This window comes from Duganella zoogloeoides, assembly GCF_034479515.1.
GTDB lineage: Bacteria > Pseudomonadota > Gammaproteobacteria > Burkholderiales > Burkholderiaceae_D > Rugamonas > Rugamonas zoogloeoides.
Genome location: NZ_CP140152.1, coordinates 4,438,770 through 4,463,220 on the forward strand (window position 1 = coordinate 4,438,770; position 24,451 = coordinate 4,463,220).

Annotated in this window: 19 protein-coding genes and 1 tRNA gene; 3 read left to right on the forward strand and 17 right to left on the reverse strand. The window is 59.5% G+C overall.

What is annotated here, in order from left to right; translation table 11 throughout:
• Positions 1–19: 19 nt before the first annotated feature.
• The 17 genes from SR858_RS19635 to SR858_RS19715 all read right to left on the reverse strand — a co-directional run bounded on the left by SR858_RS19635 (position 20) and on the right by SR858_RS19715 (position 21,186).
• Positions 20–823, reverse strand: coding sequence for a hypothetical protein (locus SR858_RS19635; RefSeq protein WP_019921853.1), 804 nt, complete (start codon positions 821–823; stop codon positions 20–22).
• 63 nt (positions 824–886) lie between these two features.
• On the reverse strand, positions 887–2,089 hold the full coding sequence (locus SR858_RS19640; RefSeq protein WP_019921852.1) for a glycosyltransferase family 4 protein: 1,203 nt from the start codon (positions 2,087–2,089) through the stop codon (positions 887–889).
• Positions 2,090–2,120: 31 nt separating this feature from the next.
• Positions 2,121–3,275 carry an acyltransferase family protein gene (locus SR858_RS19645; protein WP_084669952.1) on the reverse strand — a complete coding sequence of 385 codons (1,155 nt, stop codon included), beginning with the start codon at positions 3,273–3,275 and terminating at the stop codon, positions 2,121–2,123.
• A 22-nt stretch (positions 3,276–3,297) separates the two neighbouring features.
• A complete protein-coding gene (locus SR858_RS19650; RefSeq protein ID WP_019921850.1) occupies positions 3,298–4,770 on the reverse strand; it encodes an O-antigen ligase family protein in 1,473 nt (490 codons plus the stop codon).
• A gap of 24 nt (positions 4,771–4,794) precedes the next feature.
• A complete protein-coding gene (locus tag SR858_RS19655; protein WP_026637285.1) occupies positions 4,795–5,868 on the reverse strand; it encodes a glycosyltransferase family 2 protein in 1,074 nt (357 codons plus the stop codon).
• 129 nt (positions 5,869–5,997) lie between these two features.
• Positions 5,998–6,951: a glycosyltransferase family 2 protein gene (locus SR858_RS19660; RefSeq protein WP_322533791.1), complete on the reverse strand. Its 954-nt coding sequence runs from the start codon at positions 6,949–6,951 to the stop codon at positions 5,998–6,000.
• 64 nt (positions 6,952–7,015) lie between these two features.
• Positions 7,016–8,650, reverse strand: coding sequence for an exosortase B (gene xrtB / locus SR858_RS19665; RefSeq protein WP_051120307.1), 1,635 nt, complete (start codon positions 8,648–8,650; stop codon positions 7,016–7,018).
• A gap of 17 nt (positions 8,651–8,667) precedes the next feature.
• Positions 8,668–9,573 carry a chain length determinant protein tyrosine kinase EpsG gene (epsG, locus tag SR858_RS19670; protein WP_019921846.1) on the reverse strand — a complete coding sequence of 302 codons (906 nt, stop codon included), beginning with the start codon at positions 9,571–9,573 and terminating at the stop codon, positions 8,668–8,670.
• A 32-nt stretch (positions 9,574–9,605) separates the two neighbouring features.
• Positions 9,606–11,009: a chain length determinant protein EpsF gene (gene epsF, locus SR858_RS19675; RefSeq protein ID WP_026637283.1), complete on the reverse strand. Its 1,404-nt coding sequence runs from the start codon at positions 11,007–11,009 to the stop codon at positions 9,606–9,608.
• A gap of 37 nt (positions 11,010–11,046) precedes the next feature.
• A complete protein-coding gene (gene epsE / locus SR858_RS19680; protein ID WP_019921844.1) occupies positions 11,047–11,844 on the reverse strand; it encodes a polysaccharide export protein EpsE in 798 nt (265 codons plus the stop codon).
• A 38-nt stretch (positions 11,845–11,882) separates the two neighbouring features.
• Complete coding sequence (locus SR858_RS19685) at positions 11,883–12,839, reverse strand: EpsD family peptidyl-prolyl cis-trans isomerase (protein ID WP_019921843.1); 957 nt, start codon at positions 12,837–12,839, stop codon at positions 11,883–11,885.
• 187 nt (positions 12,840–13,026) lie between these two features.
• On the reverse strand, positions 13,027–14,406 hold the full coding sequence (locus SR858_RS19690; RefSeq protein WP_019921842.1) for an undecaprenyl-phosphate glucose phosphotransferase: 1,380 nt from the start codon (positions 14,404–14,406) through the stop codon (positions 13,027–13,029).
• Positions 14,407–14,411: 5 nt separating this feature from the next.
• Positions 14,412–15,623, reverse strand: a complete 1,212-nt coding sequence (gene epsL, locus SR858_RS19695) for an XrtB/PEP-CTERM-associated polysaccharide biosynthesis outer membrane protein EpsL (protein ID WP_019921841.1) — start codon at positions 15,621–15,623, stop codon at positions 14,412–14,414.
• 352 nt (positions 15,624–15,975) lie between these two features.
• On the reverse strand, positions 15,976–17,889 hold the full coding sequence (locus SR858_RS19700) for an ATP-binding cassette domain-containing protein (protein ID WP_019921840.1): 1,914 nt from the start codon (positions 17,887–17,889) through the stop codon (positions 15,976–15,978).
• A 172-nt stretch (positions 17,890–18,061) separates the two neighbouring features.
• Entirely contained in the window at positions 18,062–18,790 is a 729-nt protein-coding gene (locus SR858_RS19705) for a WecB/TagA/CpsF family glycosyltransferase (protein ID WP_019921839.1), read from the reverse strand.
• Positions 18,791–18,792: 2 nt separating this feature from the next.
• Positions 18,793–19,698, reverse strand: coding sequence for a polysaccharide pyruvyl transferase family protein (locus tag SR858_RS19710; protein WP_019921838.1), 906 nt, complete (start codon positions 19,696–19,698; stop codon positions 18,793–18,795).
• Between the two features lie 30 nt (positions 19,699–19,728).
• Entirely contained in the window at positions 19,729–21,186 is a 1,458-nt protein-coding gene (locus tag SR858_RS19715; RefSeq protein ID WP_084669950.1) for an oligosaccharide flippase family protein, read from the reverse strand.
• Positions 21,187–21,364: 178 nt separating this feature from the next.
• On the opposite strand from SR858_RS19715, the gene SR858_RS19720 reads away from it, so the two are divergent.
• From SR858_RS19720 to SR858_RS19730, 3 genes are all read left to right on the forward strand, one after another.
• A tRNA-Arg gene (locus tag SR858_RS19720) sits at positions 21,365–21,439 on the forward strand.
• A gap of 247 nt (positions 21,440–21,686) precedes the next feature.
• The gene (locus tag SR858_RS19725; RefSeq protein WP_019921836.1) at positions 21,687–22,835 is read left to right on the forward strand and encodes an acyltransferase family protein; all 1,149 of its coding nucleotides are present in this window, start codon (positions 21,687–21,689) and stop codon (positions 22,833–22,835) included.
• Positions 22,836–22,930: 95 nt separating this feature from the next.
• The gene (locus SR858_RS19730) at positions 22,931–24,421 is read left to right on the forward strand and encodes a hypothetical protein (protein WP_154819930.1); all 1,491 of its coding nucleotides are present in this window, start codon (positions 22,931–22,933) and stop codon (positions 24,419–24,421) included.
• Positions 24,422–24,451: the final 30 nt, after the last annotated feature.

A 24,451-nucleotide genomic window follows, 5' to 3' on the forward strand; every position in this document is an offset into this window, starting at 1 on the left:
GCACCAAGATGCTGCGGCGTTACTCGCCGAAATACTCGCGCCGCATCGACGGGGAGATAAAACTCAGGCGGCGCAAACGACGCAGCAGTTCAACCGGACGTTTCACCAGCCACTTCGGGAAATACTGGGTGAATACGCTGGTCGACTTGCTGTGCGAGCCGACGTGGCCAACGCGGTAGACGGCGCCGACAAAGGGCACAGGCGCCAACGGCTTGCCATTGCTTTCCAGAAAATCTCGGATGAAGATATGGCTGCCCAGCATGCGTTTGATGTACTCATCGGAGGCTTGTTCGAAGCTCGCCGGCAGCTCGTAGAGATCGGCCCTGATCAGATAGCAGGTGCCACACAATTTCGAGAAGTCGGCGAAGCGATAGACATAGTTGCTGCCGTCACCCCATACATAGCCTTCACGGATGTACCAGCCATTGGCTTGCGGATTTGAAGCGGCCAGTGCCGCCAGCTTGTTGCTGATAAAATCGTCGTCATCGACTACCATGACATGCTGCATCGGTCCCGCGTGCAACATGCCCGCTAAGATCCGTCGCCCCTTGTCCAGGCGCACCGCCTCATAAAAAATTTCCTTGTCAACGCTGCCCTGCTCGTGCAAAGGGTTGGACTCGAAGTCGACCCACTTGACATCGAAACCCGCAGGCAAAGCTGGCAAATCGGCCCCACGATTGGCGACGATGATCGCTTTCCAGTCGGTGCTTTCCTGCGACGCAATCGACTTGACGGTCGCAGTGAGGTTGCTCTTGAGCTTGCCCCAATCGCGAGCATTGTCCTGGTGGCGGACGGGAATTACAAAGGTCAGTGCTTTTTTCATTTTTGATTCACATCAGTCTGGGCGCTGCAAAAAGAAAGCGGAGGATGGTGTGCAGGCACAACGTCACTGGCCACGCTTGATCAGCACAGCCAACTTGGCCGCTTCGGTATCGATCGAATGGCGCTCGACCGCGCGCAGGTGGGCGCGTTCGCCCATGATCGCGATCTGGTCGAGCGGCGTGGCGAGCACACGCTCGAGGCCGGCAGCGACGGCATCGACATCGCCTGCCGGGATCAGCCAGCCGTTTTCGCCGTCACGCACCAGCTCAGGAATGCCGGCCACGTAAGTGGTGAGCACCGGGCGACGCAGCGTCATCGATTCCATGACCACCACGGGCAGGCCCTCGGCAAAGCTCGGCAAGGCCAGCGCGCGCGATGCCAGGATTTCCTCGCGCACTTGGTCGCTGCTGATCCAGCCGGTGATGCGTACGACATTGTGCAACTGGTGGCGCGCAATCAGGGTTTCGATCTCGCTGCGCATTTCGCCATCACCGGCCAGCACCAGTTCCACGGCGACGCCGCGCGCGACCAGTTGCGCCACGGCGCGCACCAGCAGCAGCTGGCCCTTCTGTTCGCACAAGCGGCCTACACAGACCAGCCGTGGCGCGGCTGGCGGCGGCACGGCGGGACCGGCATGGAACGCCGGCTCCAGACCGCAATGAACGATTTCCACTTTCGGCCAGTCGGTGTACGGAATCCAGCGAAACAGCTGGCTACGGCCAAAGCTGCTGATCGCCACCACGAAGGCGGAACGGGCAATCTTTTCCTTGATGTGCAAAAACTCGGGCTTGTCGAATTCTTCCGGTCCGTGAACCGTAAAGCTGTAGGCCGGGCCACCGAGCGCGCGCGCCAGCATGGCCACCTCGGCCGGATTGGTACCGAAATGAGCATGCAGGTGGCGCACGCCAGACTTGCGCATCCAGCCCAGCATGCGGCACGCTTCGGCCAGGTAGATCAGGTGCAACGGTAACGGCCGGTCGGCACGGCGCGCCATGCGTAGTGCCAGCTTGGCGGCGCCGAGGAAGGATCCCGGTGCGCGTACCAGTTCGCCGAGCATGGCCTTGACCAGGGCTGGCGCGCCGTCGCGCAGCAGGTAGCGGGTTTTTTCGCGTTCACGCAAATCTTCGGCATCAACCAACTGGTCGGCCCAGCCGCGCAGCGCAAAACGCTCGACCTCGAAGCCCTGGCGTTCGAGTGCGAGGATTTCACGACGGATAAAACTATGGCTGACTTTGGGGTACTGATTGATGAGGTAAGCTATTTTCATTGGATGTACTAGTTGACTTTAACGGAGGACGTTACGACCGGATTTCGGCCTCGGACAGGGCTTTTTCCTCCACCACCGGGTCGACCGATTCACGCAACGCTTCCTCGGGTGCCGCGTCTGCGACAACGTCAGCGGTGATAGCAACGGCTGGCATGCGCGACCTGCTGGCGCCGAACCAGCCATTGACCACGTCGGCCCAATGCTTGCCGTGCTTCATGAACCAACTTTCGTAAAACCTGGTCGAACAATAGGCAAGTATGAACAACACGGCGAACAACAGTGGTCGTTTCAGGTATTTGACTATCACGTCGCCGCTGCCCAGCCAGGTGAAGTTCAGCATCGGATGGATTACGTAGAGCGCATACGAAATCCCCGCGACAAATACCAGGGGACGATTATCCAGGCCGTGCACCATGCTGGAGGTGGGCTGCATCAGCGTACCGCCCACCAGCAGCATGGCGAAATAAGGACGCAGGAAATTGAGCCACATGCCCTGCGGCATACTGGAAAAGACCAGCAGCACCGACACTGGCCAGAGCGGCACCACGCGCAGGATATCGCGTGCATGCTTGCCGAAACTGCCGTGATAGACCAGGGCCAGTGTACATCCCGCCAGGATTTCATCGATACGGTAGTAGCTGACACTCGATGCGATCACGCCGTCCCAGACGCGCAGGATGGTAAAACCTACTCCTATGAACGGCAGCAACAACAGGCCCCGTCCGCGCAGGATCGCCACCAGCAGCGCCACGCCGACGTAAAACTGCAGCTCCATGCACAAGCTCCACAGATGCTCGGTCATGGGCGCCAGGTCGTTGGGCATGGCCTGCTCCAACGGCAGGTTGGCGTAGAACAACAGGTGGCTTGCCCACCTGGAAAGCGGCGCCGGTATCAGCAGCAACGCGATGATCATGTACAGCCAGGCCAGCGGCAATACCCGGCAAAAACGTTTGACCAGGAAACCGCCGATGCGCTGATCCCGGAGCAGGAACGAGGTAATCAGAAAGCCCGACAGCGTAAAGAAAATCACCATGCCGAAGACCCCGGCACTGTGGTTGAGCAAAAGATAATGCGGACCCAGTGGCAGCAGGTGCGCAGCCAGCACCAGCAAAATGCTCAAGCCACGCCAGCCGTCGAGGACCGAAAGATGGCCCCCGTGCGGCGTGGCTAAAGCAGGCTCGGGCATTTTTGGATTACTCATGGCTGGCTCAGTAACGAGGCTGAACAGCCGACTGGTATGGCGCCGACATCGGGGCCGCCTGCGAGGCCGACTTGACCGGCGTTGCCGCCATGACGCGCCCCAGCGCGCAGCCGGCGCCCACTGCGAACCACAGGTACCAGTTATATGACAGGTAATAGAACATATTGTCGCTGTAGGAGCAGATCAGGAAACTCAGAACGATCAGGACCAGCGAGAACGCTGCCATCTTGTCGATCTTCAGCAGCGCCGTCAATTGACGGATCATGCTGAGGGATTGCCACAGGAAGGCGAGCAGGCCGATGACACCCAACTCGAAAATCAGCTGAACGTAAACGCTGTGAGCACCGAACTTGGTCTTGCCAGCGAGCGGGAAGAAGATCGGCGAATACTCCTGGAAAGTTTGCAGTCCCAGTCCCGACAAATAGTTGAGGGGAGACATATAGCCAAACGCGCATTCCCACAGGTAAACGCGCCAGGCGTAAGAGTTCAGCACGGCATAGGTAGCCACCTCGTTGCCCTGCCCCAGGTCGAGCAGGCGATCGCCGATGCCGGGGACAAACAGCGCACCGACACCAAGCACCACCATGTAGACCAGGTAGCGGCGCTCGAAAATCAGCGCGTACAACCCGAAGCCGACAGCCGTCGCCAGCCAGGCGCTACGGGTTTTGGTGAGCAACAGCAGCATCAGCAGCAACAGCAGGTAGGCGCCCAGCCCCAGGCGCGCAGCGCCGCTGGCAGTCACCGGCATGGTTTTGAACAAGTAGAAGGCCACGACGATGATCACGGTCAGATAGAACGCCAGCACGTTGGGGTGGGCGAACGTACTTTCCAAGCGGAAGCCGCCGCCGAAATGCAGCGCGATATCGACAAACGAATACAGCACTGGAATCGCCGAGGACCATACCACCAGCCGCATCATGTGACGGAAACTATCGCGGTCGCTGACGCACTGGTAGCCGCCCACGAACATCGCAAAATACGACAGCTGTTGCAGGAACAGACGTATCGATTCGCCAGTGAACGGCGAATGTATCGCGCCAAAGATGAGAACCAGGAGGAACGGTACCCACGCCATGTAGGCACGGCCGGGCAACACCTTGGGCCGTTCGAACACCAGCAGCAATGCCAGCAGAATCACGATGGCATTGATCACGCCACCGATGCCAACCATGTAGCCGCCCAGCGAAAAGCGGGTGAACTCGAGCGCGTTATCTCCTCCCGCGCGCAGCACGACAATGAGCAGCAGCGTGAGCTTGCGGTCGTAAATCACCAGCAGTCCGAACACCATCGCCGCTGGCAATGCCACCAGCTTGGACAAGCTGCCGCCCATCAGGTCCACCAGGATGGGCGTGGCCGCACCCAGCAAACCGGCCAGGCATACTGCCAGCACCACCATCACGTAGACCAGGCGGAACGGGTTCTTGATAAAATCGGGCGCCTTCAACGAGCGCCACGCAGGGCTTTTCAGCAACGCGGGCATAGCATACCTATCTCAAATAATATTTCAGGCCAACTGGGCCGATACGCTCATGCGGCGTTTGCCGGGAAAGCGACGGATCAGCCAGGAACGCACCGCGTTCCATTCGCCGGTCTCTGGGGCATTGGCGGCGCGAAAACGGTTGTAGCGCCACAGCAGGCTGGCTTCGTGCCGCGTGGAAATGGTTTTGCGGTAGGTGAGCTCACGTTCGAGTTCGTCCGACTGGCCCAGCCCGCGCCGCAGTACGTTGGCCATGCGCTCAAATTCAGCGTCGAAATTGCGCTGGCCGTCGACGTCCATCAGGATGCCGCCATGGTTGCAAAATGGTGCAGGGTCGAAATACGGCAACTGGTGCATGGTGCAGAACGCGCGCACCAGGAAACGTGACACATGTAACGACACCTCCATCTGGTCCATGAACCGGGTGGCGCTGACGTTGTTGCCATGCCAGCGGTAGCGAATCAGCTTTTCGGGCACATTGGCGCAGCGGCCCTGGATCGCCAGTTGGCCGAACAAAAAATAATCCTCGGCCAACGACGGCACTTCCAGGCTGTGCTGCGGCGGCAGCACCTTGAGCATGTCGATGCCGTAACGCACGCCCATGCGGCGCACTTCGTCGAAGCGCAGCATCGACGTCGGGTGGGCGATCGGATTACGGAACAGGCTGGCAGCGGCAACGCGCGCGGTGCCGATTGGCATGCTCATTTCGCCGATATTGGCGCCAGCCGCGTCGATCACGTCGGCCTGGCCGCCGATGGCCACGCAGTCGGGCTGGGCGGCAAACGCGGCCAGGCTGACGGCCATGCGCTCGGGAAAACAGACGTCGTCGGCATCATGGCGCAACACGTAGTCGCAGTCAGCCAGGTCGAGGCCGCAATTGAGCAGGCCGGACAATCCCTGCGCTTCGGGGAACGAATGCAGTTCGATGCGCGGATCGCGCTCGTGGTAACGTTCCACCATCTCGCGGCTGCCGTCGGTAGAGCCATGGTCGAGTACCAGAACGCGCCAATCCTGGACGGTCTGCGCCTGGAGGCTGTCGAGCGACTCCGCCAGGAAGTCGACGCCGTTTTTAACCGGCAACAATACGTCTATCTTTGCCACTGTGCAGCTCCTCTAAAACTTGCGCCGTTCCCCTCGCTGCCGACGCTGCCAGTTGTGAGCAAACACGCAAAAATAATATCATGCAAAAAAATACAAAAACAATTGGCTTGCTGCTGCATCCATCGACACTTAGCCGCGATACGGCGTGCGCAGATGCAGCGCCTCGAGTGTCAGCCGGCCCAGCTTCTGGACGCTATGGCGCAAGAACGACACCACGTTGGCGACAGAGCCTTCTGCCTGCAGCGCCGACCAGTAGTAGCCAAAACCACTGCGCGACTGACCGCGATTGAACATGCGGTGACCGATGTCGTAACGCAGCCCGACGATCTCGTGGCGCACCGCCGGCGCCAGCGCCGGGCGCTTGCCGACCAGCGGCGAATCGAGCAATGCCACCAGCACCCGCTCATGGCATTGCAGCGTTTCAACGAAATTGTTGGTCAGGTTGGTCTCATGCGAGGTTTTGTCCACCAGCACTTGCGACTGCAACAGGAAGGCGCCGACATCGGCGCAGCGCAACCACAGGTCGTAGTCTTCAGCCTGGCGGTAGCGCGGATCGAACTGCCCTGCCCGTGCCAGCACCTCGCGGCGGATCACCACGTTCGAGCAGGTACCGACGAAATTGGCTTTCACCAGCGCCTTGAGCGGGTCGTGCATCACGGTGTCGAAAACGATGTCGGGATCGCCCCGGAACTGGTCAAAATGCGCGACCGGGCCGCCGATCGAATGGTCGATCACCGTGTAATTACAGGCCAGAAAGCCCACTTCGGGATGACGCTCAAGCAAGGCCAACTGTACTGCCAACTTGTCGGAAGACCATAAGTCGTCAGCATCAAGAAAGGCGATCAGCCTGCCCTGGCTGGCGGCGATGCCGACGTTGCGCGCATTCGACACGCCACCGTTGGGGATGCTGATGACGCGGACCGCATCGCCGAACTGGGCCAGCTGGCCCATCGTATCATCACGCGAGCCGTCGTTGACCACGATCAGTTCGAAGTCGCTGCAGGTCTGCGCAAGCACCGTCCTGACCGTATCGGCAATAAAGGCCGCGCCGTTATAGACAGGAATGACGACGGAAAAAGTCACGGACATCTAACACTTACCTCTAAAATAAATTGGCGGATCCCGGCGCGGCGCACCGACTGTCCATTCAGCGTACAACCAGCGCGTGACCACGTGCATCGGACGCCGCCACCAGTTGACGCAGGAATTCCTGTTGCACGACATAGGCCGCCGGCGCCTCGGTGTCGTCGCGTACCAGCATCGATGCGCGCACCAGGATGCCATCTGCAACCTTGCCACGCAGGCCATCGCGGAAAATCTGCATGCGCATCGCAAAACCACCCTGAGGGTAGGCGTCGCTGATGCGGGTCCAGTACGTGACCGCTTCAAGCCGGCCCTGGCCGGTAGCCAGCATGTGCTTGCCCGGCAACGCCGGTGCGCCGGCCGACATCGTCAGGGGTGCTGGCGACAACGACATCACCTTGTAGCCTTGCGCCGGATAGCAAATTTCAGGCAGGTGCAGCTTGACGTCCTGGCGCTGCTCCTTGGCGTAGGCCAGCGCCAGCATGACCTGCTGGCCCTGACTGTTGACATAGGTGCGCATCAACACGTCATCATACGGTTGCTCAAGGCTGCGACCGCCATCTTCGGCGGTGGACAGCTCGGCCTGGGTGACCACGCCCTGCAGCTCGCGCCAGTCGCCAAAGCGGGTTGGCACGCTGGCGGCCAGGTCGATAGTTTGCGGATTCGGCGTGAACTTCGGCGTAAGGGCCCAGGCGCCCCCTACTGCCAGCAACATGCCAGCCAGCAGCAGGACGGCAGGACGGGTGGCGATCTGGCCCAGTTGCGCCCAGGCGCCCGGTGCCAGAGATGGCAGTTGCAGACCGGCGCCTTCGTCGCTGGCGCCGCCACGGCGGACCATCCAGCTCAATGCACTATCGACGCCGATGATCAGCAGCAGCGCCGACAGGAACAGTACCAGTCCCGAAAAACCGTGCAGGAAACCTTGGCCGGCTGCATCGCCGAAATGATACGTGATGAGCGACAGGAAAATAATGCGGATGGTATTGGCGGCAAACGAGATCGGGATAATCAGCATGGCCAGCAATACGTTGCGCACCAGCGAAGGATGGCGTACCAGGTTCATGTACAGCAGGCCCAGCGCTTCAAGCGTAAACAGCGAATTCAGGCCGGCGCAAGCATCGGCCACCAGCAGTTGGTAATGGCCGATGGTAAGGATTACGCCGCTGCGCGCGATCGGATAGTTCATCCAGTACAGCAAGTGTTCGGTGGCAGCCGACACGGCGATCTTCATCGGCAAGGTCACCACGTCGACAATCGATGCCGGCAGCGGAATCATGAACATCATGAAGAAGAACGCGAACCACATGCGGCTCCAGGTGCGCACGCCGAACAGCGCAATCATCAGGCCAGCCAGCACCAGGATCAGGGAACCGACTTCCAGCACATGCACTTGCTGCGAACGGCCCAGCACGTAGCACAGCAGGCCCAGCGCCACGACCGGGTAGCCCAGGGCGGGCTTCGGATTGCGCTCGAACATCTTCTGCGAAATCAGCTGGCGGGTTCGAAAATACAGGAAACCGAAGGCCACGGTCATGACGATCGGGCCGTGCGCATTGCGGTCCGAACTCCACGGTCCATGGAACAGGTCGATCAACGTCGGTACATACAGCGCCGCCAGGCCGGCCAGCAGCACGAGCCAAGGAGCGAGCGCAGCAGGCGAAGGCGAAGGTGTCGCGGTAGGGTTGAGCGTATGAGCCATGGCCATATCAAATCAGATCAAAAATTGTTGAGTACGGAACCAACGACATGCACGCGCGCTTCGTTCAGGGAAGCGACCAGGTCGTGCACCTTGCCTACGTGGGTCACGTCCTGGCGAGCCACCACCACGGCGGCACCGGTACGACCGGCTACCATCTGGGCATCGGAAGAATCGCCGCCTGCCGGCGTGTCGATCAGGATCACGTCGTACTGGTCTGCCAGCGTGCGCAGCAACTGGCCCAAGGCCGGGCGGCCCAGCAATTCGGACGGATTCGGCGGCGGTGCACCGGCAGTCAGTACCGACAGGTCGAGCAACGAGGAAACGCGCTGTACCGCTTCGACACTATTACGGCCGGATAACACCGACGACAGGCCGACGCGGTTTTCCAGGCTGAAGATTTCGTGCTGGGACGGGTGGCGCATATCGGCGTCGATCAGCAGCGTGCGCTGGCCTTGCTGCGAGAACACCACCGCCAGGTTGGCAGCGAGGAAGCTGCGGCCGTCGCCACGCTCGGCGCCGGTGACGGCCAACGCTTTACGTTCCTCGCCGGTATCGAACCATCGCCACATCAGCTGGTTGCGCAGGGCGCGCAGCGATTCCACGCGCTCGGTAAACGGCTCGTAGGCGGCGACAACCGATTCGCTGATGGCGCTTTCGCCGCGCAGAAGATAAGGGTAGTCGTACTGGCGCGACAGCGCAAATTCGATGTCGGCTTCGGTCAGCACACCCAGCGCCAGCGCGGCGTCGCCGAAGCGCACATTGCGCTCGACCTGATGCCGCATCACACGCTCGGCATCGGCCACCGACAGACGGCCCATCTTGATCAGGATGGCGCCGATCGAGCGGTCTGGCACGGATGAGGCTGACGATTTTTCACGCATATCGGTGACGATATACGGTTGGATGGGTGGATTCTGGTTCATGGAATTACTCCGTAATAATCTGGTGTCGGCGGTCACTGCTGCGGTTGCGGCAACATGGCTGGCGGCGGGCTGTTCTTGCTGCGCTTGCCGATACGCGGCTTGGCAATCGTGCCCAGCACCGGCAGACCGAAGACGTCCGCCATGTGCGCGGCCGAGCGCACGCGCTGGTCGAGCAATTCGAGCACCAGCACCACGCCAGCGCCAAGGATGGTACCGATAACGATGGCCAGCGCCAGGTTGACGATCAGGCGCGGCGACGTCGGGCTGCCCGGCACTTCGGCCGTGGACAGCACGGCGATATCGGACTGGCGGGCCTGGCCTTCGAGGTTGGTCTGGTTATAACGCTGCATCGCGCTTTCGTACGAGCGGCGGGCATTGTCCACTTCGTTGCTGAGAACTACGAACTCGTCGCGTGCGCCGTTCAATTCCAGCACGCGGGCTTTTTGGGCCGACAGGGCCGAGCGCAGTTCGTTTTCACGCTGCCGGTAGATATTGCTGCTACTGGCCACGCCGGTCGAGGCGATGCGGATCTGCTCGTCCAGGTTCGAACGCAGCTTGTCCACTTCGGACTTGGCCGAGATGTATTGCGGGTGATTCGAGGCCAGACGCTGGGAGGTATCGGCAAACCGTGCTTCTGCCGTGGCCAGCTGCGATTTCAGGCTCTGGATCAGGCCGTTGTTGAGAACGTCTGGCGAGGCGCCTGCATTGCCGGTGGCCTGACGCGAACGCGATTCCGCTTCCATCAGTTGGCCCTGCACCTGCACCAGTTGGCTCGACAGCTCGTTCAGGCGCGCGGTCTCGACATCGACGCGGTTGTCGGCGCTGTAGATGTTGTTTTCTTTCTGGTACTTCGACAACCGGCTCTGCGCCAGTTCGTACTGTTCGCGCAACAACTTGATCTGGGTGTTGATGAAGCCCGATGCCTGCAGTGCCGGATCGGTCTTGAGCTGCACCGTGAAATCGAGGTACCCCTGCGCGAAGGCATTGGCCACCGCTGCAACAAACTGCGGATCGTTGCCACGGAAGTTAATGGTCAGCACGCTGCTGTCGCGCGACGGCTCCACGTCCACCTTGGCCAGCAGCAGACCTGCCAGCCATTCCTTGATCGAACCCTGGCCACCGCGCGCTTCGCGGAACTGCTCCTGCACGGCAGCGCTTTCCGCCAGGCGCAGGTTTTCCACGGCCTTGAGCGCCACGCTCTTGCTGCGGATGATGTCGGCCTGGGTGGCAACATAGCCGGTCATCAGTTGCACTGGCAACGTCACCCCGGTGATGGGATCGACGCCCTTGGTATTGAGCACCAGCGAAGTGCTGGCCTTGTAGACCTTGGGCATCATGGCGGTGATGGCCAGCGCAGCTGCCACCGTGACTGCCAGGATCAGTAAAACAATCTTGTAGCGGGCGCGCAGGGCAAGAAACAAATGAGTGAAATTCATGGTGATCTTTCTCGGTGAAGGTCAGGCAACATCGGCCTTAGAACAGGCTCTCGCGCACGTACAGCACATCGTTGGCGCGAACCAGGTCATCGTATTTCGCTTCGATGATCTCGATCTTGCCGGTAGCGTCACGACGCTTGATACGCAGGCCGCGCTCGGTGCCGCGCTGGGTGAGGCCACCGCCGGCCGCCAGCGCCTGCAACACCGTCATCGAACGTTCAATGCGGAAGATGCCCGGACGCTGTACTTCACCGTAGATGTAGAAGCGCGGGGCGCGTTCGATATACACCACGTCGTTGCCGCTCAGTTCCAGGCTCGCCGTCTGGTCGCCACCACTGAAGACATCGGTAATATCGATCACTTGCTTGGTGGTCTTGCCGTCTGCGGTGCGCAGCACCGTCACCTGGTCGCCGCCTTCGGAATTGACGCCGCCGGCCAGTGCCAGCACGTCAAGCAGATTGCGGCTGGCGTCGAGCGGGAAACGGCCCGGGCGATTGACCTGGCCCAGTACCGACACTTGCTGACTCTGCAGCGAGGTGACCAGCATGTTGACTTGCGGATTTTTGACAAAATTGCCGGACACCAGTGCCGCAGCGATTTTTTTCTCGGCAGCAGCTGCCGACAGGCCAGCCACGCTGACCTGGCCGATCAGCGGAAAGGTGATGGCGCCGTTGGCGCTGACACGGGTTTCCAGGTTCAGGTCGGGATTGTTGTAGACGGAGATCTTGACCACGTCGCCGGTACCCAGTACCAGTTCGTTTTGCGGGGCGGCATTCGCGGTGCCCAGCACCAGGGCCAGCAGTGGCCCCATCATCCAGAGTGCGATTTTTTTCATCATGTGCTCAATCGTAAGTTAGGTTGTTGTCAGTACCGTTATTTCAGGCCAGCCACGCCGCGTGCATGAACGTCTGCGTCCTTGTCGGCCGCAGTGGCGGGTGCTGCGGGTGCGCTCGTGGCAGGAACGGCTGGCGCCGGGCCTGGTTCGTCGGCCTTGTTCTGGTACTCGATCTTGGTGGCTGCGCGCAGACGCGCCAATTCGGCGGTGGCCGCGTCCTTGACACGCGTGTTGGTCAGGAACTGGCCAATCTGCGCTTCGGATGCTTGCAGGGTGACCGGCGTGTCCCTGATCTCGGTTACCGTCATCAGGGTGCTGCGATCGCCTTCGCGGACGATAAACAGTTGGCCTTTCGGCAGATTGACGATTTTTTCGCTCAGCGCTGGCGCCAGGTCCGCAGTGCTGCGACTGATCTGCTGGCGGGCGTACTTGATATTATTGCGGTCCATGAACGCCGCTACCTCGTCGATCGATTTGGCGCTGTCGATTTCCTTCTTCAGGTCATCGGACAAGTCGCTGGTGGCAAGGTTGAGCTGGCGCAGTTCCATGGTCTTGCGCTGCGCGAACAGGGCCGGGTTCTTGTCGAAATATTGTTGGATTTCGTCGCGGGTAGGCTTGGCCGGGGTCCCGGTCTTTTTTTGCATGTAGGCCTGGGCAATAATCAGTGCCTTGGCGCGTTCGATGGCCTGCACCACTTTCGGGTCACGATCGACCTTCTCTTCCATGGCCTGGTTGAGCACGATCTGGCGGTCCACCAGCGATTCCAGCACCTGCTTGCGCGCCTGCGGTTGTTGCGCGGCCGGCACGTTGACGCGCTGCAGCTCTTCATTCAATTGCAGCGCAGTGACTTCTTCCTTGCCGACCTTGACCAGCGCCTGGCCCGACTTGCTTTCGCTTTTGCCGCAAGCCACCAGCGAAACGGCCATGGTCACTGCCAGCGCTGCTGAACCGAGCGTACGCTGCATCTGGGTACCGCAAAATGTATTGTGCTTCAAGATAGTTTCCTCGTTAATCTCGTTGGTTCCATGCGCAGCGTGCGGTCTACGCAAATAATTGCTATTTACCCAAGTTGCGTGCACAAAAAGCAATGTGAGGGTGGGATTATCACACAACTCTCTGCAATGCAGCATTTTTTATTTGTAAGAATGTTATCGCTGGCATCGATGGCTGCCGCAGCAGGCATCAATGCGCATTTTCACGCTTCAAAACCACCAGCACCGTGCGGACAATGATCCACATGTCGAGCCACACCGACCAATTACGCAGGTAGTCGAGGTCATACTGGATACGCGCCTGCATCTTGTCGAGCGTGTCGGTTTCGCCACGCAGTCCGTTGACTTGGGCCCAGCCCGTGATGCCAGGTTTGGCCTTGTGCCGCAACATATATCCCTTGATCAGCTTGCGATACTGCTCGTTGTGCGCAACCGCGTGCGGTCGAGGCCCCACGATACTCATCCTGCCTTGCAAAACGTTGATGAATTGCGGCAATTCATCAAGCGATGTACGACGCAGGAAGCCGCCGATCTTCGTTAACCGCTGGTCGCCCTTCTTGGCCTGCACCACCTTGGCGCCGTCCTCGGCTACCGTCATCGACCTGAATTTATAGACCAGGATTTCTTCGCCATACAGCCCGTACCGGCGTTGGCGGAAAATCACCGGGCCCGGCGACGTCAGTTTCACGGCCAGGGCAATGGTCAGCATGATCGGCGTGAGCATGATCTGGATGATCAGTGCCAGCACGATGTCGCTGATCCGCTTGATCATGCTGTTAAAACCTGTGAATGGCGATTCGCGGATGCCGATCACCGGCATGCCGCCCAGACTGGCGAAGCGCGCCTGCATCAGATCGAAAATATAGATATCAGGCAGGAAGTATACCGAGGCCGTGGTGTCTTCGAGCTCTTCGAGCAGCTTCATGATACGCGGCTGTGCCGAGATGGGCTGGCTGATAACGATCATCTTGATATTGTGCTGCCGTACGTATGCGGGAATGTCGTTCATGCGGCCCAGCATCGGATACGTCATGTTCGTCGGGCGCCGTTCATCGGCGCGATCGTCGAAATAGCCATGCACCGCCATGACCTGGCTCTCGTGGCGGTTGATCGTGGCGGCAAAGCGCACACTGACGTCGTTGGCGCCGATGATCACGACGGACGTCTTTTGTCCCTCGACCGGGGCGGCCCCCACCTTGAGTACCGCCAGGTGTCCCAGCATCAGCACCAGAGGAGTGCAAATGCACCAGGCCAGCAGCACATTGCGGTCGTAGTGCACGAGCATGCCGCTGCTGACGCTGATCAGCGCCAGCACCGTCACGGACAATAACCAGCCAAGTACGATGTCGCGCGCGACCTTGTGCAACTGGCCGGTACGCCAGGTGCGGTAAGGATCGACGTATTTGTACAGGGACGATGAGACAAAAAACGCCAGCACCATCAGAACCAGGTAATAGCCGTTGAAGCCGGTGCCCAGAACGAGAGTGCACAGGTACAACATGCCCATGATGACGAGCGGATCGACAACACGCTCGAAAAAGGAGACGAGAGGGATTTCGTTGACGTTCATGAGACTTAGAAGCTCACGGTAGCGTTAAAGGCAGCACCTTTGGCACGGAAGCTGCCCGTCCGGGCAGCAGTGCTGCCATCGCGTTCGGCATGGAAGGCAGTCAGTCCCAGGCTGAGGTTGCGCAGCGGTTTATAGGTGACGCCGAGGTTGACCGTCTTACTGGTGTCAGTCAGCCCGGTCAGGTTCTGGACTCCTTGCAACGGCTTGAAGTCGCGCTTTTCGTTTTTATAGGCGGCATTGACGTCGATTTTCGAAGTGGCCGACCACTTGGCATTAATGCTTTGCCCCGTCGACAGGGCAGTATTGACGAACACCCCCTCTGCGGCACCAAACTCGCGCCAGACCATGCCCGTCAGCTGTACCGCGGAAAATTTATTGTAGTTGACAATCAATCGGCCGTTGGTGCCTGAAGCGTTGCGCAGGCTGGAGGAGTTGACCTCACGCCGCGCCCAGCCGCCCACGAATGTCACCTGGGAAATGCCGGAAACGTTCCACACCACGTTGAGCTTGAGCTCATCCTGACTGAAGCCATTGTCGATAGACGTGCCGTTATTGAGCGCCTGGACCGGGTATTTACCCTTGATCTGGCGTGCAAGAAGGCCGAAAGTGCTGTTACTGGGCGCCAGATAATCAAACCCGGTTTCGACGGTGTCTTCAGTACGATTGTTAAATTGCTGGGACGGCAGGTCAAAATCGAAATCTTCCGATGTGTAACCGGCACGTAACTGCCACGATGGGTGCAGTCGCCACGCCAGGTTGCCGTATTGTTTTTTCTGGACGCGCAGATTACGAGCTGCAACTTGGAAGTCTGCAAACGAGGCCAGCGACTGGCTGTAGGTCGCGCCGACGTGGCCGCTCAGGGTACGCGCAATGCGCCAATCGAGGTCGAGCACGCCTTCCTTGCCGGTGTAGTCGAGTTCTTCAAAACGATTGAATGTCACCTTCGTAGCGCGCAGACTACCGGTCAGGCGCTGGCGCCCGATCGGGCGGTCGATACCGACGCCGACCACGGCCGAGCGATACGTATCGGAGGCGTTGTCGCTACCGACAACGGACAGATCACGGCGTAACAGGTTGTCATCATAAGACACGACCGCAGCCGCGAATGGGGTCAGGGTATCGCTGATCTCGGCCTGGGCATGGGGGGCATAGAGGCTGCCAATGACCAACGGCAGCGTGAGCAGCTTCCCGGCGCGGGGTACGCGGCGCCTCACCACGTGGTCACCTTGCGCAGGACAACGCAGGACATCGGTGTTTGCAGGTAACTCAACATTTTTTGCTCTTATTCGAAAGGGACAGGAGGCGCGCCGCTCTATATGTAGTGCACTGCGTCAATTAATATAATTGATATTCAACAGGTGTTGCCAGATGCTAGCACTAACCATGGCAAAACGGCCACACGGGAGAAGTTTGTTGCGTGCGCGCCATCATGTATCGATCTCAACGATCAAAATCGATAACACAATGACACGCAGAATACCGAAAAAATTATATTGCATGCAATCATTGCTGTCTATATCGCATCGCAGCATTTTTTTTTGCAAGCCACCTGCCGCGAGCGAACAGGTGTCAGCCGCGCTGGCGCGCCTCGATTTGCTCCCATTTTTCCAGCGCTGCCAGCAGCTCTTCTTCGATCTCGGCAACGCGGGCATTCACGCGCTTGGCTTCACTGGCATTTTTCTTGTAGAAGTCTGCATCGCTCAGTTGCAGATTCAAGGCGGTCTGCTCGTCTTCCAGTGCGGCGATCAGCTTGGGCAGCTCGTCGAGTTCGCGCTGCTCCTTGAAACTGAGCTTTTTGACCTTGCCGGCAGAACTGGCAACGGCAGCGGCAGCGGCCGGCGCTTCAGCCTTGGTCACTGCTGGACGTACTGCAGGCTGTTTGGCGATGGTGTCGCGTACGCGCTCCCAGTCCGTGTAGCCGCCGACGAACTCGCGCCAGTGCCCCTCGCCCTCGGCCACGATCACTTGCGTCACCACGTTGTCGAGGAAGGTGCGGTCGTGACTGACCAGGAACACGGTGCCGGTATATTCTTCCAACAATTCTTCCAGCAATTCCAGCGTATCGATATCGAGATCGTTGGTGGGCTCATCGAGCACCAGGCAGTTGGCCGGCTTGGCAAACAGGCGCGCCAGCAGCAAACGGTTGCGCTCGCCACCGGACAGGGTCTTGACCGGCGACCGCGCACGCTCGGGCGAGAACAGGAAATCGTTCAGGTAGCTCATCGAGTGCTTGCGCTGGCCATTGACTTCCACCCAATCGCTGCCAGGCGAGATGGTTTCGATCAGGCTCGCCTCTTCGTTGAGCTGGGTGCGCATCTGGTCGAAGTATGCCACTTGCAGCTTGGTGCCCAGCTTGGCGGAGCCGCTGTCGGGCGCCAGCTCGCCCAAGATCATCTTGAGCAAGGTGGTCTTGCCGGCGCCGTTGGCGCCGATCAAGCCGACTTTGTCGCCGCGCAGGATAGTGCCGGTGAAGTTTTCGACGATCACGCGGTCGCCGAAACGCTTGCTGACGTTTTCCAGCTCGGCCACGATCTTGCCAGAGCGCTCGCTCGACCCCACTTCCAGCTTGACCTGGCCCTGCTGATCGCGGCGGGCGCTACGCTGCAGGCGCAACGCTTCGAGACGGCGCACACGGCCTTCGTCGCGCACGCGGCGCGCCTTGACGCCCTTGCGGATCCAGACCTCTTCCTGGGCCAGGAATTTGTCAAATTTGGCGTTTTCAACCTCTTCGTTTTCCAGCTGCTCGGCCTTGCGGGTCTGGTACGTGGTGAAGTTGCCCGGGTAAGACAGCAGACGTCCACGGTCAAGTTCGATAATCCGGGTGGAGACATTGTCGAGGAACGAGCGGTCGTGGGTAATAAACAACACGCTGCCACGGAAGTCGCGCAGCAGGCCTTCCAGCCAGACAATGGAACTGAAATCGAGGTGGTTGGTCGGTTCGTCGAGCAGCAGCACGTCGGGAGCCGAGACCAAAGCGCGCGCCAGCGCCACCCGCTTTTGCATCCCGCCCGAGAGCGTCTTCATCAGCATGTCGCCGGTCAGGTTCAGTTTGTCGAGCACGGTTTCCACCTTGTTCGACAGGCTCCACGCATCGGCAGCATCAAGCTTGACCTGGATGTCATGCATGCGCTCCATGACGGCGTCGTCATTGCCTTGGCCGAACTGCCCGGTCAGCGCATCGTATTCCTTGAGCAAGCCCGGCAGCTCACCCATGCCGGACGCCACGGCGTCGTGCACGGTCATTTCCGGATCGAACACCGGCTCCTGCTCGACGTAGGCGATCTGCAAGTTTTGTTGCATCACGAGCAGACCATCGTCGAGCTTGAAACGGCCCGAGATAATTTTGAGCAAGGACGATTTGCCGGTGCCGTTACGGCCGATCAGGCCGACCCGTTCACCGGTTTCCAGCGAAAACTCGGCATGGTCGAGCAAGGCCACGTGGCCAAAAGCCAGTTGGGCCGAAGAGAGAGAGATGACTGCCATAGGAAATAAAAAAATGCGCGATGCGCCAGGCGCCGCGTCGTGGTGATGAGAGAAGCCTGCATTGTACCGATAGTCCGATCATCGGTGCCAGATAACGATCACGGGGCGGGGAATGGTGCACCTGGTGCGCGGTCGGCATGCTGCAGGCCGCCGCGCCGGGATAAAAACGGGTTCAGCGATACTTGAAGCACATGCGCAGAAACACCATGATGTCCCAGGTGTAGCGGCGCAGCAGGCGGCGCGGCTCCAGGCTCAGGCGGAACAACCACTCGAGCCGCAGGCGCTGCATGATGCGTGGCGCGCGTGGCTTGTCGCCGGCCCAGAAATCGAACAGCGCGCCCACACCCATCAGGATGCCAGCTTTCAATGCGCTGCGATGGGCGAGAATCCAGCGTTCCTGGATCGGATTGCCCATCGCCACCAGCACCACCTCGGCGCCGCTGGCGTAGATGCGCTGGTCGATATCGCCCGCCGTGCGCAGGCCGTCATAGCCGTCGCAACTGCCCACCACCTGCTGGCCTAGCCTTTGCTCGACATGGACCACGGCGCGCGCCAGGATCTCCGGCTTGCCGCCCACCATGAACACTTTAAGCGGACGCGGACTGCGGCCAAACAGTAGCGGTGTGAAGTCAGTACCGTTGAGGTTGTCTGCAAAGCGCTTGCCGTGCAACAGCTTGGCCGCGATGTCGAGGCCGATGCCGTCGTTGACCAGCAACACGCCCGGGTCGTTCACATGGTCGAGCAGGAAGCGGCACTTGACCACCAGATTGGTATTGGCAAAAAACAGCGCAGTCTGTTCGCCGCGCGCCAATCGTTCAAGCAGACGTGCGGCCAGCGCGTCGGCGGTGGTGCTCAGCACCGGAAACTGGCTGATCGACAAGATGTCGGCGCGTGCGTTCATGTTCAACCCGCCGCACGGATGCGCGGCGCGGCGGCGCCCAGGTCGGCCTTGAGCAGCTCGACTTTTTCCAGCATGCGGCTGTGGGCGCGTTCCATGTTGGCGTCGCCGCTGAGCTGCGGTTCGATCCGGCTAAGCTTGAGCAAGCTCTCGGCTGCGCCGTGCGCGAAGCGCTTGGACATCAGGTTGAGCCAACGGCGGTTGGCGCGGATGCGGACCACCAGCGCCTCGTTGGGGCCGGCTCTTTTCATCAGCGCCTCGACCATGCTGGATGCGGCCAGCGGTTGCGGACGCAGGTCGAGGTCGAGCGCCGAGGCCCAGTCGAACCACTTCATGTGGTGGCGCTGCTGGATCGGCTCCACCGCCACGAACGGCACCCGCAGCGCGTCAGCCACGATGGCCCCGTGCATCGCTTCGGTAATCAGCAATTCGGAGCTGAGAATATCCTGCAAGGTCTGGTCGACGGTGGCGGTCGGGTCGATATAGTGGACGCCGGCGAGCTGGCACGCAAGGCGCCAGTTGCCATCGTACGTGCTCTCGAAGTGTGGCATGAACGACACCTTGTGCAACTTGGCGGGGCGCTCTGTGATGCACGAGCGCAGCAAGATGGCGGAGTCACCCAATGCCATCGACGGGTCGAGTTTGCATTCGCGCGCCGTGTGCAGGCCGCGCACGAAATAGAATTTCCACTTCTCGTCGATGACCGGCAGCGGGGTATACCCCCCATAACCGGCGCCGAACACGATCTTGTTGGCCTGTTTGGGATGGGAATCGAAAATAATCGAGCCGATACCGAGGAACATCTCGTTCTGATTATCGTCCCACACGCCCGGCAGCAGCTTCGGCCACATCCATGGGTTGAGGTCATCACCAAAGTTTGGCTTGTCGCCCCGGTAGTAGTAGAGTTTCATTGTATATAGTCGATAAATGGTTAGGACAAATTACGCGGCTTTGGTACGAGAAATGACATTGTTGACAATACTGAGCAACTCGTCGGCCGCGGTGCGGTACAGCAGCATGACCAGGGTGATAAAGGTCGCTACCACCACCAGGCCGCCGACGATCAGGCGTAGAAGCAAATTCCAGTCCATCACCACGTAATGGCGTATAGCATAGCCAGCCGCCGCCGACAGCAGGGCCAGGCTGACCGGCCGCAACAGCTGCAACGCATAGAAGCGAAACTTCATCTGCAATGCCTTGCATACCTGGTACACCACCCAGCCCCATAACACGTAGGCGCGAATGACGATGGCGGCAGCAATGACTTCAATGCTCTGGCCGGCCACCATACTCAGCACGGCAATATTGGCCACCACCTGCATGATCTGGTAGCGGGTCCACACACCCGGCTTCCACATGCTGCGCAGCAGCCCGCCCTGCAGGATGCCGATAGTCTGGATGATTCCCAGCAATAGGAACCAGCGATAGACCGGCACGGCCTGTTCCCATTTCGGGCCGAACAGCAGCGGCACGAAATCATCGGCTGTCACCCACAGCGCGGCGATCAGCGGCAACACCATCATCGTCACCAGCCGCACCGCTTTAAGGAATGCCGCCTGCAAGCGCTGACGATCGTCCTGCATTTGCGAAAACGCCGGCAGCGAAACATTGGAGGTGGCACCGACCAGCACTTCAATGATCACGTCGTTGAGGCGTTTGCCGAAACCGTAAAGGCCAAGGTCGGCCAGTGTGAGGCGCGAGGCGATGAAGAACCGGTCGACCGTCTGCCCCAGCGCTTCCATCAACTGCCACATGATCACGTGCGGCGAGTACCCTTTGAGCAGTTGCAAGTCGTCACGGTGCCAGCGCAGTGCATAGCGCTGCTTGCCGGTGTACAGCAAAGCGAACGCGCTCAGCAGCGAGGTGACAAGCTGTGAAATCACCAGCGACAACATGCCGAACCCGAGGAACAACAGCGACACATTGACCACGGTGGAGGCGATATTGGCACCGATCGACACCCGTGCCAGAAAACGAAAATCGAGCTGGCGCACCCGCAGGGCATTGGGTACCGACATGGCCGTGTCAATCAGCAACTTGAGCGCCAGCACCACGATACACATCCCCACACCCGGCGTCTCCCCATTACGCTCGAGGAACAGCGCCACACCGAGCATCACCGTGCACAGTAGGGCCCCAACCATCAAGCTGAACGTGAATACCGAGTTGATCAGACTGTTGGTCAGCTCCTTGGCCTGGACCACCGGCTCCTTGTAGGCATTCAATGCCAGCCACTGGGTGCCGGTAAGCACCATCATTGCCAACAAAAAACTACCATAATCATTGGGCGATACAAAGCGGCCCACGACTGCGAAATTAATCAATGACATCACGGCAGTAGTACCCTGCCCGACAATCGCCCAGATCGCGCTGCGACCTACCTGTCTGCTAAAACTCATATGAATGGTGACCGCTGAATGTTGCTATGCAAAAAAAATATTGCCGGAGGGATCTAAAACTTGCTAGTCGTGTCGATTTCACCGACTCATCGTCTTTCCGAATCATAACACCATGACAATAGCGCACAACATTTTACTCTAGCGTGTCGCAGCCCGTCGGCTATAATGCCGTCGCGTCCTCCCCGTAGCACAATGGATAGTGCACATGCCTCCTAAGCGTGGGATACTGGTTCGATTCCAGTCGGGGGGACCACCTCCTGCTGCCCTTGCTGCGCTTCCTGCCCGCCCATCGCACCATCATCCCGTCCGCCAATTACCTTTCGGTAACTTTCGTTCCAGTATAAAACCAAGTTTACATGGTGGTTTATTTTGCAACGCAATATGTTTTTAAAGACATAAATTTTGACCAAAAGTCGGGAAAATGCCGCGCACGATTGGACGTCATTTGATATTTCTCTTAAGCTAAGTATGGACTTTTTGATACGTATCTAGGAGGAAACATGTCCGGCGAGGCTATTGCTCACCAGGGATCCGGCACCCGACTTGCCTTCATCGACATCGCCAAGGGGCTCGGCATTATCCTGATCGTGCTGGGGCACAATCAGGCCTTCCTGTTCCGTTTCCCCGACGCCGCCGATTTCCTGATGGCCTTCCGCTTACCGTTTTTCTTCTTCATGGCGGGCGTGACCTTCTCGGCCCGCACCAAGACCCTCAAACAAGTGGCACTCCAGCGTGCCGATGCCTGGCTCAAACCGGTGATGGTCGTGGTAATCGTTACCGGCTTGCTGCACGCGGTGTTTGGTGACCGGTCACCGCAAGCCATCCTGCTCGGCTTGATCTACCCTGCCGGCTTCACGCTCAATCCCGTGCCGCTGTGGTTTCTGACACACCTGTGGCTGCTGTACGTATTCAGCACCCTGCTGCTGCGCGCCGACAAACTGTTGCTGGACAGCCCGGTCAAGCGCGCGCTGTTGCTGATAATCCTGGCTGCAGCCGGCTACTTTGTGATGGACGCGTTTGCCGATGCCTCCATCGTTCCGGAGTGCCGCAGCCAGTCCGAATTCAGTGCCTCGCTGCTTACATGCGGTCTGCCGTTCAGCGCCGACCTGCTCTTGATGACCAGCTTCTACTTTTTACTCGGCAATTTTCTGGCTGTACAAGTGAAGCGGTTTCAGATCAATCTGGTCTGGGCCGCGGTGGCGGCGATTGCCATGGTGGTATTCCAGTTCGGCTTCAGCTACACCATCGATTTCAATCTGCGCCATTACGACGCGCCAGTCGCAACCACCCTGCAGGCGCTATGCGGTATTTATCTGATGCTGTGCGTGTGCACCCTGCTGAGCCGCATCGGGCTCGCAGCCAACGTTCTGCGTTACTTCGGCAGCGCCAGCCTGTTCATCCTGCTGTTCCACGTAAGCATCTTGCATGTATTTCTGCCCCTTTTCCAGCGCGACATACGTTCCAGCGTCATCATCGTGGCGCTGTCCTTGCCGCTCGCGCTGTGCCTGTCGGCCTTGATGTGGGAATGGTGCAAACGCAGCAAGATATTGTCCGCGCTCGTCCTACCGCGCAAATGGCAGCGAACCGGGGGGCCGGCAACGCCCGGCGCCGCAGCGGCGCCGGCAGGTTCCACCGCGCACAGATCGTAAATCATTGCAAATTTTTCTACACCAATATACGATACGACAACTTGCATCAAGACAGCCTGTGCTGACTCCCCCTGAACAACTATGGTAAAAACAACATGAATCGCCAGATTGATCGCCCTGAAGTTCAATTTTTAGCGATAAAGAATAAGAACCTTCAGTGCCTGGCGTCGCTTATCCTGAGCGTGATCTTTTTTTCGCTCACCGCGGTCTGGAACCGCTTTCCTTTCGTCTTTTCCGATAGCGGCACCTATATCGACGTCGCCATCACCCACTTCTGGCCCGGGGACCGCAGTGCACTGTATTCACTGTTCATCTACCCCTTGCATTGGAAAGTGACATTGTGGCCGGTGGTGGTGGTCCAGGCTGCCATGACTTGGTACCTGGTACGGGCTTTTTTCCGCACGTTTGCCAGCGCGTTTCGCGAAGAACAAGTAGTGCTATCGGCCCTGGTGCTGGGCCTCTGCTCCAGTGCGCCGTGGTTCGTGGGCCAGATCATGCCCGACGTCTTCGCCGCCCTGCTGATCCTGGCGATCGCCACGGCCGTGATTGGCCAGAACCGCCTGGCGAAGATTGACCGCCTGGCCATCCCGTTGCTGATCGCATTCTTTATCACCACTCACCTCTCCTACCTGATCATTGCGTCAGGGACGCTGGCTTTGTGCCTGCTGATCCGCTTGCTGTCGGACCGAACGGTCACGCCCATGGCGCGCGTATTTACCAAGGTGAATATATCGATGGTGGCGGCGATTGCGCTGGGTGTGGCGATGATGTTGTCGTTCAATATCGTCACCAAACGCGGTGCGACGCTTGCGTCCACCGGTAACGTGATGTTGCTCGGCAAGCTGATTGACCAAGGGATTGCGCTCGATTACATGACCGAAGCCTGCCCGTCGCACGCCTGGCCCATATGCGCTAGCTTGCCCAAGCTAAAAGAAATCAAGGCCCGCGCAGTTGCCCAGGGCAAACCCATCGGCGCGGTGTCGGACACATTCCTATGGGGCGGTCCGTTGGTCGACCTCGGTGGCATGACGGCGGTCAGCAAGTATGCATCGGAGATCACCAATGGCGCGATGCGCGCTTATCCAGCACAGTTTATCGAGGAAGGCGTGCGCGGCTTCCTGGCGCAGACCGTCACGTTCCAGGTCGGCGACGACATGCTGCGCTACACCTCCGACACCAGCATCCACCAGATCATCGAGCGCCATTTTGACGCCGCCACCTATGCGGCGTTCCAGTCATCGCGGCAGTACCAACAGCGCCTGCACGTGGATCGGTTCCGGGTCGTCGACAACGTGCTGCTCGCGCTGTCTGCGTTGGTGGTCGCGGGGTACCTGCTGCTACACTGGCGCAGCAATGTGCAACTGGCACAGTTCACACTGGTCGTGCTGGGCGGCATGGTGCTCAACACCATGGTTACCGGCGCCCTCTCTGCGGTCCATGACCGCTATGGCAGCCGCGTGAGCTGGCTGGTGCCGCTGATCGCGCTGTTCATCGTATCGGAATACATAAGAAACAAAACTGGTACCGTACGGGTAGTGGAGACAGGGAAACCGCGCGACACGATGTCGCCTGCCCGCAGCGTGTAATCAGAAAATATCACCGCGGCAATGAGCCCG